Raw genomic sequence first — 11761 nt, 5'->3', positions numbered from 1 at the left:
CCTGAGCCTGACTTTGTCAATCATCAAGCCAAATGATATATCCGATTAACAACATGCGAGCACTTGGCGTCCCCGTTGCATCCCATTCGACCATGGCCAGTGTCCTGATGGTGGATGACGAAGAGGATCTCCTCTGGTCGGTGTCTCAGCACTTCGCGCGCGAGCGCCCGACCGTGGATTTCAAGATCTGCTCCAACCCCATGGAGGCCCTGTCCCTCCTCCATCGGGAGAAGGTCGACGTCCTGATCACCGATTTCCAGATGCCCGTGGTGAACGGCATCGACCTGATGATCCAGGCCCAGAAGATCCAGCCGGACCTCTCCATCATCTTCATCACGGCCTTCGGCAGCCCCCAGATGCGCAAGGAGATCGACCAGCGGGGCGCCTTCGGCTTCGTCGAGAAGCCGTTCGCCCCCAAGGCCCTCATCGAGGAGGTCGATCTCGCCATCCAGTCCAACCAGGGCGGTTTCACCGGCTCCCTGAGCCTGGGGTTCGTGGACCTCGTCCAGCTGTACTCCGCCACCCGGAACACGGGCTGCCTGACCGTGCGGCTGGGCCGGCAGACGGGTCGCGTCTGGCTCAAGGACGGCCAGGTGGTGCACGCGGTCCGGGACCAGGTCACCGGGGCCCAGGCGGTCTACGACCTCATCGCCTGGAAGGGCGGCAACTTCGACATGCAGGAGGGCGCCGAGGCGCCCATGCACTCCATCCGGGAGAGCACGGCCATGGTGCTCCTGGAGGGCCTGAGGCTGCGGGATGAGGCCCTGCGTTCGCCAGCGGAGGGATCCTCCTCTCCGGAGACCTCCGGCCGGATTCCGCCCGTCATCCAGCCGCCCGCCAGGGCCTTCCCGCCCGACCTCCTCCATGAAGACACACGCCCCAGCTTCGAGCCATCCCGGGGCAAGGAGTTGACCCCCGCGGGTGCCCAGCTCCTGTTCCACCCGGCCCCCAGCCCCCCGGCTCCCCTGGACACCCCGGAGATCATCCGCCTCCACGAGGAGGCCCTCCTGATCCACGGCGTGCTGTCCGAACGCATCGCCCGGGCCGCCAAGCTGATCGAGGCGGGCATCCAGGTTCCCCTGTCCACCTTCCAGCAGGAGGCCGACCTCCTGCTGGGGACCGTCCGGCTCCAGCCGGAGAGGCCCGCTTCGATGCCCTCTCCCGCCCGCCACACCGCCCCGGCGGACGACCCCGTGGTCCAGTTCCTCCAGGAGCTGGAAGAGCGCTACGCCAGCACCCCGGAGGAACTGGCCAAGGTCCACGCCATCACGGTCCACCCGGATTCCGTCGAGGTGGGGGGCCTCCGGCTCCGGCGCCACAACGAAGCCGCCGCTCCGGACCACCGGGAGGGCATCTACGAGTTCAACGGGAACATCCTGTTCACCTGGCATGCCGCCATGAAGCTGTTCGGATCCCGCATCCCCTCGGACGACGAGTGGGGCACGATCTTCGAAGCCATCCCGGGGCTGAGCGACAACAGCCGTCTGGCCAACGGTCAGGCCATCCTCCAGATCCCCTTCGTGGGCCACCGGAACCCGTACGGCGACTTCCTGAATCCGGATGACGAATCCAACCTCTGGTCCTCCACCCCGGACGGCAACGTGAAGGCCCGGTGCTGGTACCTGCTGCGGAACTTCCGCGTGGTCACGCGGTACTCCAACTCGAAGATGTACTCCTTCTCGGTGCGCATCAAAGCTGAATAGGGGCTGAATAGGGGCCGAATCGGCGTATCAGCCCCGCCGCCCCCGCCGCACGGCGTCCAGGATGGCCTTCGGCAGCGCCTGGAGCGGCACCACGGCGTCCACCCCGCCCCGCTCCACCGCCTCCTTGGGCATGCCGTACACCACGCAGGAGGCTTCGTCCTGGGCCAGGTTGTAGGCGCCGGCCCGCTTCATCTCCAGCATGCCGTTGGCGCCGTCATCGCCCATCCCCGTCATGATCACGCCCACTCCGTTGGACCCGGCGGCGCGGGCGGCGGAGTGGAACAGGACGTCCACGCTCGGGCGGTGGCGGGAGACCAGGGGCCCGTCGCTCACGCGGACCACGTAGCGGCCGCCGGACCGCGCCACCTCCGTGTGGCGGTTCCCGGGGGCGATCAGGGCGCGTCCCACGAGGATCCCGTCCCCGTCCTCGGCCTCCTTCACCTCGATCCGGCAGACCTCGTTGAGCCGCTTGGCGAAGGCCGCGGTGAACAGCTCCGGCATGTGCTGGACGACCACGATGCCCGCGCAGTCCACGGGCATGGTGGACAGCAGCTCCCGGAGCGCCTCCGTGCCCCCGGTAGACGCCCCCACCACCACCACCTGGTCCGTGGTGGTCCCCAGCACGGGCGCCCCGGTCTCGACGGGCGGCCGGTGCTGAGGCCCGGCCCGCCTCCGACGCAGGCGGGAGTGGGCGGCGGCGCGCACCGTGTCGATGATCTGCATGGCCGACTCGTGCAGGAAGTCCCGGACGCCGAGCTGGGGCTTGGTGATGACCGACAGGGCCCCCTCCTCGAGGGCCAGCATGGCCGCCTCCGCCCCCCGCGCGGCCAGGCTCGAGCAGATCACCACGGGCAGGGGGTCATCCTTCATCAGCCGGCGCAGGAAGGTGATGCCGTCCATGCGGGGCATCTCGAGGTCCAGGACGATGACGTCCGGCCTCAGGGTCTGCATCTTCTGGAGGGCGAAGATGGGATCCTGCGCGGTCACCACCCGCATGTCCCGCTCCTGGCCCAGGATGGCCGTGAGCGCCTGCCGGACCACGGCAGAATCGTCCACGACCAGGACCTGGATCGGGAGCTGTCCGGGGTTCCGCTGGAGTTCTGGCATCGCGCTCCACCTGCCTGCGTGGTCCTGGCCTGGCTAAAGAAGTACGTGGCCCGATGCCGCGAGACAAGAGAATACGTACGTCAGAGTTCTTATCGGCGGCCGGGCCCGGCCCTTGAAATCACAGTCAGCGCAGCCGTGGCAGCTTCTGCCCGCTGAAGTAGGTGGACTGGAGCGGCGCGTAGATGGTGGGTCCCACGCTGCGCGCCTGCTCGGTGAGGCCATGGAGGCTTTCGGCGTGGCCCAAGAGCAGCAGGCCGCTCGGCGCCAGATGCGCCAGCAGCTCCTCCACCACCCCCGCCTTGGTGGCCGTGTTGAAGTAGATCAGGACGTTCCGGCAGAAGATGATGTCGAACCCGCCGGGCACGGGGTAGGGCCGGCTGTTCAGGTTCATCCGGGAGAAGGAGACCAGCGACCGGATCTCGGGCCCGGCCTTCATCCGGCCTTTCTCGGGGCCCGTCCCTTCGAGCATGAAGGCCTTGAGGTAGGGCGTGGGGATCTCCTCCGCCTTCTCGATGCGCCACAGCGCATCCTTGGCCTTCTGCAGCACCCGGGTGGAGATGTCGGTGCCCAGGATCTCGATGGACCAGCCCTCCGCGGACGGGAGCTGGTCCAGCAGCAGCATGGCGATGGAGTACGGCTCCTCCCCCGTCGAGCAGGCGGCGCTCCAGACCCGGATGGACCGGGGGCGCCTTCCGGCCCGAGCGTCCCCCACCCATCTGGGCAGCACGTGGGTCTTCAGGAATTCGAACTGGTGGGGCTCCCGGAAGAAGTGGGTCTCGTTGGTCGAGATCCGGTCCAGCATCTCGATGCGCTCGGCCTCGTCCTTCTGGACGGCCTTGAAGTACTCCCCGTAGCTGGTCAGGCCCAAGGCCCGGAGCCGCGCGTGGAGGCGGCCCCCCAGGAGGGCCAGCTTGTGGTCCGCGAGGAAGATCCCGGATTCCCGGTGGATCAGGTCCTGGAAGGCGCGGAACTCCTCCTTCCGGATCGAGTAGTCTCCCGCGGCCTCAGACGCGGGGGAGGCGGGACGCCGCGGTTGGTCCATGGCTGGGGGTGGCCTTTCAGTCGCCCGACGCGGGTTCAGCGCCTTCCGGCGGCGCCTCCGCGGCCTGCCCTGCGATGGCGGTGACCGAGGAGAGCTCGGAGGGGGACAGGGCCTTGTCGATGTCCAGGACCATCACGAACTTCTTCCCGGAGCGCCCCATCCCGAGCAGGTACTCCAGCTTGACCTTGGTCCCGAAGTCCGGCGCGGGCTCGATCTGCTCCTCCGGAAGGTCGACCACCTGGCTGATCGAATCCACGATCACTCCCATGGTGGTCTTGTCCTCGCCCGCGCCCACTTCGACGATCACGACGCAGGTCCGCTTCGTGACTTCCCGCTCGGGAAGCCCGAACTTCAGCGCCAGGTCCACCACGGGCACCACGGCGCCGCGCAGGTTGATCACCCCGCGCACCGTCGGAGGGGCCCCGGGCACCTTGGTGACCGTCCCGTACTCCAGGATCTCCCGGGCCTTCAGGATCCTCACCGCGAACTCCTCGTCCGCGATGAAGAACGACAGGTACTGGCTTTGGTCGTGGTTGGCCAGGTCGGCCAGAACGCTCGTGTCCATCCCCGCCTCCTCAGAACCGCTTGAAGTGCTGATCTTGGCCGAGGGCGACCGCGGGCTTCATGGCCCGGCCCGCCAGCGGGGCGGGTTCCGGATGCATGAAGTGGGCGGCGGGGGCGTGCCGTGCAACCGCCTCATCACCGGTCACCTTGAAGAAGGCCACCAGCTGCTGGAGGGCTTCCGCCTGGGAGGCGAGCTCCTCCGCCGTGGAGGAGAGCTCCTCCGCCGCCGAGGCGTTCCGCTGGGTGACCTGGTCCACCTGGGTCATGGCCTTGTTCATCTGCTTCACGCCGCTGGCCTGCTCGCGCGACGTGGCCGCGACCTCCTGGACCAGCTCGGCGGTCTTGCGGATGGCGGGGACGAGCTCCTTGAGCTGCTCGCCCGACTTGATGGCCACGCCCACGCTGCCGCCGGCCACTTCGTTGATCTCCTTGGCCGCGCCCTGGCTGCGCTCCGCCAGCTTGCGGACCTCGGTGGCCACCACGGCGAAGCCCCGGCCATGCTCGCCGGCCCGCGCCGCCTCGATGGCCGCGTTCAGCGCCAGCAGGTTGGTCTGGTAGGCGATCTCCTCGATGATCGAGATGCGCTCGGCGATCATTTTCATGGCCTCGACGGTCTTCTCCACGCTCTGGCCGCTCTCGTCGGCGTCGCGGGCGCTCTGCATGGCCATCTGCTCGGTCTGCCGGCTGTTGTCCGCGTTCTGCTCGATGGAGCTGCTCAGCTCCTCCAGGCTGGCGGTGGTCTCCTCCACGGAAGAGGCCTGCTCGCTGGTCCCCTGGGAGAGCCCCTGCGAGGTGGAGGACACCTGCTGGGCCGCCGAGGCCAGCGCGTTGGCGCCCGTCCTCACCTCCCCGATGGTCTGGGACAGGTTCTCCACCATGCGGTTGTAGGCGGCGCCCATCTCGGCCAGCTCGTCCTTGCCTGACACGTCGACCTTGTCCCTCAGGTCGCCGTCGGCCATCTTCCGCATGCCCTCGGCCACCCGGAGCAGGGGGACGGAGATGCCCCGGGAGATCCGCCACGCCACCACCAGCGCCGCGATCACCGAGGCGATCGTGACCACCATGACCATCCGGAGGACGGCCTGGGAGAAACCCTGCATCTGCTGGGCCTTCGCGGTCATCTCCTTCTCATGCCTGGTCATCGCCTTTTCCGCAGTGGCCTCGAGCCGGTGGACGGAGTCCTTGAAGGGATCCTCCGCCTTGTTCAGCTCCTGCGAGGTCTTGAACAGGCCCATGTCGATCTGGGGGAGCACGCGCTCGAACTCGGTGCTGTAGGTGCCGAGGTCCAGGCGGATCGCCCGGACGGCATCCTTGTCCTCACTGGTCACGACCTGCTTGTCGGTCTGGTCGAGGGTCTCGACCAGGGAGGCGTGGGTCTCCTTCCACTTCCGGACGTAGCCCTCCCGCTTGGCCGCGTCCTCGTAGTTGAGGAACACATCCTTCTCGTAGCGGCGCAGGTTGAGGGTATCCGTGCCGATGTTCGTGAAGGCCTCGGCGAGGACGTACTCGTGGCTCAGGATGCCGTTGGCTTCCCGGCTGAGCTGGTCGACGGCGTTGTTGCCCACCAGGGCCACGGCCACGAGGAGGGCGGCGATGATCCCGAACGCCAGGAACAGCTTCGTCCTGATCTTCAGGTCTCGGATCGAGAACATGGGGACTCCTTTCTACTTAACAAACGGATGGAACGGTCTGGGTCTGAAGCGGAAATGGGGGGACTTCCAGCCGGAGCCGGCTCAGGGCGCCTCGCCGCGGGCCGCGGTGCGGGCCACCGCCTCACGCAGGAGGGCCGGGACGTCCAGGATCATGGCGACCCGGCCGTTGCCCAGGATGGTGGAGCCCGAGATGCCGATGGTCTGCTTGAACAGGCTGCCCAGCGGCTTGATCACCGCCTGGCACTCGCCCTGGAGGTCGTCCACGGCGATCCCCGCGCGGCCCTCGCCATGGTGTACCACGACGATCTTCCGGCGGCCCTCGCCGCCTGTCCCGAAGCGGAAGAGCTCCTGGAGGCCCAGGTAGGGCAACGGCTCGCCCCTCAGGCTGAGCACGCCGGAACCCTCCACTTCGCTGCGCTGCTCGGCGGGGAGGTCGACGCATTCGACCACCGCATCCAGCGGGATGACGTAGGACTCGTCCCCGGCCGTGACCCCGAACCCCTCGATGATGGCGAGCGTCAGCGGGAACCGGAGTGTGAACGTGGTGCCCTGGCCCGGAACGCTCTTCACGGAGATGGTGCCCCGCAGCCGCTCCACGGCGCGCCGCACGATATCCATGCCGATGCCTCGGCCGGAGAGGTCCGTCACCCGGGTGGCCGTCGAGAACCCCGGCTCGAAGATCAGGGCCTGGAGGTCGGCGTCGCTGAGCCGGTCGACGTCCTCCACGCCGCCCCACTTCCGGGCCTGCGCCAGCAGCTTCTCCCGCGCCATCCCCCCGCCATCGTCGGCGACTTCGATGATCACGAAGGCCGACTCGTGCCGGGCCCTCAGGTTGATGTGCCCGCAGGGGGGCTTGCCCGCGGCCCGCCGTTCCACCCCGTTCTCGATGCCGTGGTCGATGGCGTTCCTGAGGAGGTGGATGAGGGGCTCCCGCAGCTGCTCGACCACGGCGTTGTCCACTTCCACGTCGCTTCCCTCGATGGCGAGGTCGATCTCCTTGCCCGTGTGGAGGGCCAGGTCCCGAACCGCCCGGGTGTACCCCTGGAAGAGGGTGCCGACCGGCACGAGCCGGGCCTGCATCACATGCTCCTGGAGCTCGATGAAGAGGCGGTCCATGTCCCGGTGGGCGTCCTGGATGGCGGAGGCTTTGGCGCCGGCGAGCGTGGCGATCTGGGTGTCCAGCCGGCCGCGGCTGATGGCCAGCTCCCCGACCAGGTCCAGCATCCGGTCCAGCTTGGCCACCTTCACCCGGAGGGTCTTGGCGGTGTCCCGGGCCCGGGATCGCCGCTCGGCTCCGGCCTGGGGCTCCTGCTGCGCCATCCCGCCCCCGTGTGAGGCGCCTTCCAGCTCGTTCAGCAGCTCCCGGGTGCCGGCCGGCATCAGGCTCGGATCCTCGGCCCCCGCCAGCGCCCGGAGGGCGTCCACGGAGCGCAGGAGGATGGTGGCCAGGGCGGGCGTGAAGGGCTGGGCCCCTCCGGAGATCTTCTCCAGCAGGCTCTCCAGCCCGTGGGCGAATTCCGTCATGGCCGTGTAGCCCACCATGGAGGCGTCCCCCTTGATGGTGTGGGCGATCCGGAAGATGGTCTTGGCCAGGGCCTTGTCCCCGGGCTGCCGCTCCAGCTCGATCAGGGCCCCCTCGAATTCGTTCAGGTGCTCGCCGGTCTCGGCGAAGAACGTGGCACGGATGGCATTGAGATCGATGTCCATGCGGCCTCCTAGAGCGTCCTCACCAGCACCGCGCCATCCAGGGTCTGGAAGTGGATCTTCCGGCCGCGGGCGCCCTCCACATCCTCGCTCACCACGCGGATGCCGTGGGCGGCGAGCCGTTCCCGAGCCACCTGCACGTTCTTGAGCCCGAGGTGGTTGGCGCCGGGGGCCGCCGATCCCAGCACGCAGGCCCCACCGAAGAGCTTGGCCTGGAGCCGCCCGAGGGATCCGCCCGCCCGGGCCGCGGCGCTGATCAACAGGTCCGTGGCCGAATCGCCGTAGCGCGCGGAATCGGGCTCGCCCGCCGGATGGTGGGCGAGCAGGAAGTGGTTCATGCCCCCGACCCGCGAGACGGGGTCCCAGAGGCAGACCGCCACGCAGGAACCCAGGATCGTGGTCATGGTGCAGGGCACAAGGGACACATGCAGGTGTCCGGGATGCAGGTAGACCGATACACCACCGCTGGCGGCATCCGCCGGGATCCAGCCTGGGGTGGGCAAGTGGGGCATGGGTCTCCTTGGTGCGGTCGAGCGCCGGGGGGTGGCTACTTCCCGCCCTTCACGAATTCCTGAAGCTTCAGGCGGTAGAGGGCCATGGCCGCGTTCGCGGCCAGCAGGTCGAAGAGCTCCCGGTCGAGGGGCTCGAGGCCGGACTTCTGGGGCAGCAGGCGATACATGGCGACGGCGCCCACCGTCTCGTCCCCGACGCTCATGACGATGCTGGCCGAGGGCCTGGAGACGTCCAGCTCATCCATGCTGAGAACCGCCGGATCCGTCACGTGCATCTTCCGGGACTTCAGGTGGCCGGCCAGGACCCCGTCGGGACGGGTCATGCTGGCCAGGAAGTCCTCGGGCAGCCCCATGGAATCGCAGACCTGCCATCCGCCGGCACCGTTCGGCTCGAGCAGTGCGAACTCCTCGCAGCCGACCAGGTTGATGACGATCTCCCGGATGGCGTCAACAAGCTCCGCCCGGTCCAGCGCGCTGTTGAGCCGGTAGCTCGCCACGTAGAGGTTCGCCAGGTTGGTGTTCTGCTGTTCGATGGCCAGCTGCTGCTCGGTGGACTTCTGGTTCGCGTTCACCTGGGCGGTCAGCCGCTCCCGCAGGGCGCTCAGCTCGCTCATCTGCTGGTTGGCGCCGGCCTCCAGCTCCTCGACCCGCTTCTGGAGCGCCACACGCTCGCACTCGAGGGTGGCGACGAGCTCCCTCAGCCCCTCGTTGTCCTCGCGGAGGCGGCGCTCGTACTCGCGCGTCTCCTCCAGCACGCGGCGGACGTAGGATTCTTGGTTGGGTTCGTTGGCCACGGAAAGCTCCAGCAATCGGCTGCGGTTGTTCGGGACCGGAAAGGCTCCAGGTGTCAGGAACCGATGAGGTTGTTGATCTTGCTCAGCAGCTCGGATCCGTTGATGGGCTTGGTGACGTAGTCGTTGCAGCCGACCGTGTAGCCGGTCTCGATGTTCACGCCCTCGCCGCGGGTGGTCACCATGATCACGGGGATGTCCTTGATCTCCTCATGGGCGCGGATCTCCCGCAGGGCGTCGAAGCCGTCCATGCGCGGCATCATCACGTCCATGAGGATCAGGTCGGGGCGCTCCTTCAGCGCCGTCTCGAACCCGGCCTCCCCGTCCCTCGCGATCAGGATGTCGAAGGGGCTGTTCTTGAGGATCATCTGCTCGACCATGAGCACCGTGCTGGAGTCGTCGACGAGCAGGATTTTTTTCCGTTGGGTCATGGGGCCCTCAACACGAGAAGGACCGGGGGCGTCAGCGCGTCCCGGTGCTGTTCGAAAACCGGCATCTACTACAGCCGGGATTGCAAATCGGCGGCCAATCCCGGCACATAAATGCATCAATACATATAATAGAAGTTATACATTATGGGTCGACGAATCCGGAATCCGGGTCTTAGATCAGAATCTGTCCATGGCGGTCAATGTTTGACCGGTCAGGACGCCAGGCCCAGCCGCTCCCCGGGAAGCCTTCAGCCCATCGCCGCTTCCAGGCGCGTGACCAGGCGCTCCAGGTGGGAGCTGAGGGCGTCGATGGGATCCGGCGTCTCCCGCCGGCCCCGCTCCGAGCGTACCCAGCGTCGCAGCAGGGACAGGGTCTGGGGGTCGCGGACGCCCAGCTTCTTGGTGGACTGGATGAGGATCTTGGTCAGCCGCGTCCGGCCCGAGCCCGCTCCCTGGGTTTCCTGCAACTGCTGGCTGAGCCGGAAGGCCTCCTTCGCCACCATGAGGTCATGGCTGATGAGGGGCATCCGGGCGTTGATGCGGCCCAGGAATTCCTCCAGGTAGCCGAACAGCTCCTCCACCAGCTCGGTCCCGCTCACCAGCGCGAACTCCAGGTCGCTCTGGGCGTCCAGGATGCGGCCGAAGGCCGCGGTCAACCGGTCCATTTCGGAGCGGTCGCGGGCCCGGATGAGGAAGAACTCAGGGCTCCGGCGGAAGGCGTTCACGTGGTTGTGGGCCTGGAAGAGGGTGAGCGAAAGCCGCAGGTAGTCCTTCTCGCGGACCTGGGTCCGGAGCCTGGGCAGGAGCCGGGCGAGCTGCTCCCACAGGCGGTAGAGGCGCTGGCGCAGCTGGTCGCCCTCGTCCTTCAGCGTGGGGGAATTCGGGAACATGCTCTGCCGCAGTTCAGCGGAGAAGGTCCTCACCAGGTCGGCCATCAGCTGCCGCTGGTGGTTGATGAGGCCGCTCTTCAGGTGGTCGAGGGTGAGCGCGAGGTGGTCGGCGTCCGCCTGGGCCAGGGCCTCATGCAGCAGCTCGTGGATGCTGGTCAGGTCCTGGCTCAGGGTGAACACCGCCTGCTGGAGGAAGGCCGACAGCAGCAGGGTCTCCTCCGTCCCCTTCGGAAGGCCCTCCATGATCTTGCTCCGGCCCAGCTGGTCCCCGAGCCGCGCCAGCTCCCGTTCCACCACGAAATAGATGGGCACCGCCGCGTAGCGCTCCTGCTCGGTCATGTTCCCCGCGGGGGGGATCGGGTCCACGAGGCCCAGGATGGTCAGGTGAGAAGCCAGGCTGTGGGCGAGCACACGAAAGGCCTTGGGCTGGGATCCGCGCACCCCCTTGAGGGTGGCCCGGACCTCCTGGGTCAGCATGGATTCCAGCCGCCCGCTGTCATAGCGGGGCAGCGACCAGCCGAGGTGGTTCCAGAGCCAGGTGAGGCTGCCGCGGATCTGCTCCAGGGCCCCCCAGTTGATCCCCTGGTCCAGGGGCCACAGGAGGATCAGGCGAAGGGTGTCGAGCACGTGCTGGACCAGCAGCAGGGGCTCGACCCGCGAGAGGGTCTCGCGGGGCACGAAGGTCTCCATGAGGTCCACCAGCCGGTGGATGGCCTCGATGGGCCGGCCCTCCGCGCCCTGGAGGGCCCGGTTGAGGGCCTTCATGCGACTGTTGAGCTGGGACACCCGCTCCTCACCCCCGGGCCCGTCCACGAGGACCGCCAGCAGCTCCTTGAAGCTGTCCCGGCGCTCCTGGAGGAAGGCCGCCCAGTCGTCCAGGAGCTGGAAGGGGTCCTCCGGCCCGAAGGAGGTGGCCATGGTCCGGAGGGAGGCGACCAGGTCCAAGAGGTAGACCACCCAAGCCGGTTCCTTGTGGGTCTGGAGGACCTCGAGGTGGGCCTCCTGGGCCAGGGCCTTCAGCTCGTTCAGGGCATGGGACAGGACCAGCCCCATGGCCACGCGGTCCTTCCCCTGCTTCGGGCCGGAGAGATGGTTGAGGAAGACCAGGAACAGGCCCAGGGAGCGCTGGAGCTTCGCCTGCTGGGGCGCGGCCAGGGCGGGCGCCGCCTGGCTGGGCCCGGAGTCCAGCAGGGGCCCCAGCTCCCCTTCCGTGAACTGGAGGATCTCCTTCAGCAGCTGGAGATCCTGCTGGGAGAGCGCTTTGCCCCTGACCAGTTTCCGGGCCTGCATCAGGGGGTTGGACTCGCGCTCCACGGAGGACATGGCCAAGAGGATAACCCGCTTCACCAGCCTCCCAGGGCGCCG

10 protein-coding genes are annotated in these 11761 nt (G+C 68.0%); 1 reads left to right on the top strand and 9 read right to left on the bottom strand.

The window, feature by feature from the left end; genetic code table 11:
- The first annotated feature begins 92 nt into the window (after window positions 1–92).
- The gene (locus MLG87_RS11980) at window positions 93–1703 is read left to right on the top strand and encodes a response regulator (RefSeq protein WP_243295403.1); all 1611 of its coding nucleotides are present in this window, start codon (window positions 93–95) and stop codon (window positions 1701–1703) included.
- Between the two features lie 27 nt (window positions 1704–1730).
- Here MLG87_RS11980 and MLG87_RS11975 read toward each other — a convergent pair whose 3' ends face one another.
- The 9 genes from MLG87_RS11975 to MLG87_RS11935 all read right to left on the bottom strand — a co-directional run bounded on the left by MLG87_RS11975 (window position 1731) and on the right by MLG87_RS11935 (window position 11743).
- Window positions 1731–2810 (bottom strand): protein-glutamate methylesterase/protein-glutamine glutaminase, encoded by a 1080-nt coding sequence (locus MLG87_RS11975; RefSeq protein WP_243295402.1) that lies wholly within the window; start codon window positions 2808–2810, stop codon window positions 1731–1733.
- 124 nt (window positions 2811–2934) lie between these two features.
- Window positions 2935–3852: a CheR family methyltransferase gene (locus tag MLG87_RS11970; RefSeq protein WP_243295401.1), complete on the bottom strand. Its 918-nt coding sequence runs from the start codon at window positions 3850–3852 to the stop codon at window positions 2935–2937.
- Between the two features lie 16 nt (window positions 3853–3868).
- A complete protein-coding gene (locus MLG87_RS11965; protein ID WP_243295400.1) occupies window positions 3869–4417 on the bottom strand; it encodes a chemotaxis protein CheW in 549 nt (182 codons plus the stop codon).
- 10 nt (window positions 4418–4427) lie between these two features.
- On the bottom strand, window positions 4428–6068 hold the full coding sequence (locus MLG87_RS11960) for a methyl-accepting chemotaxis protein (protein ID WP_243295399.1): 1641 nt from the start codon (window positions 6066–6068) through the stop codon (window positions 4428–4430).
- Window positions 6069–6149: 81 nt separating this feature from the next.
- Complete coding sequence (locus tag MLG87_RS11955; RefSeq protein ID WP_243295398.1) at window positions 6150–7775, bottom strand: chemotaxis protein CheA; 1626 nt, start codon at window positions 7773–7775, stop codon at window positions 6150–6152.
- Window positions 7776–7783: 8 nt separating this feature from the next.
- Window positions 7784–8284 carry a chemotaxis protein CheD gene (locus MLG87_RS11950; RefSeq protein ID WP_243295397.1) on the bottom strand — a complete coding sequence of 167 codons (501 nt, stop codon included), beginning with the start codon at window positions 8282–8284 and terminating at the stop codon, window positions 7784–7786.
- A gap of 35 nt (window positions 8285–8319) precedes the next feature.
- Window positions 8320–9078 (bottom strand): coiled-coil domain-containing protein, encoded by a 759-nt coding sequence (locus MLG87_RS11945; protein ID WP_243295396.1) that lies wholly within the window; start codon window positions 9076–9078, stop codon window positions 8320–8322.
- 53 nt (window positions 9079–9131) lie between these two features.
- The gene (locus MLG87_RS11940) at window positions 9132–9506 is read right to left on the bottom strand and encodes a response regulator (protein WP_243288580.1); all 375 of its coding nucleotides are present in this window, start codon (window positions 9504–9506) and stop codon (window positions 9132–9134) included.
- 248 nt (window positions 9507–9754) lie between these two features.
- Window positions 9755–11743, bottom strand: a complete 1989-nt coding sequence (locus tag MLG87_RS11935) for a hypothetical protein (RefSeq protein ID WP_243295395.1) — start codon at window positions 11741–11743, stop codon at window positions 9755–9757.
- Window positions 11744–11761: the final 18 nt, after the last annotated feature.

Origin of the sequence: Geothrix mesophila (genome assembly GCF_022808835.1) — a bacterium.
In the GTDB taxonomy this organism is placed as follows: domain Bacteria; phylum Acidobacteriota; class Holophagae; order Holophagales; family Holophagaceae; genus Geothrix; species Geothrix paludis.
Note: the sequence above shows the minus strand (reverse complement) of the source record. Positions and strands in the feature narration are given on the sequence as shown.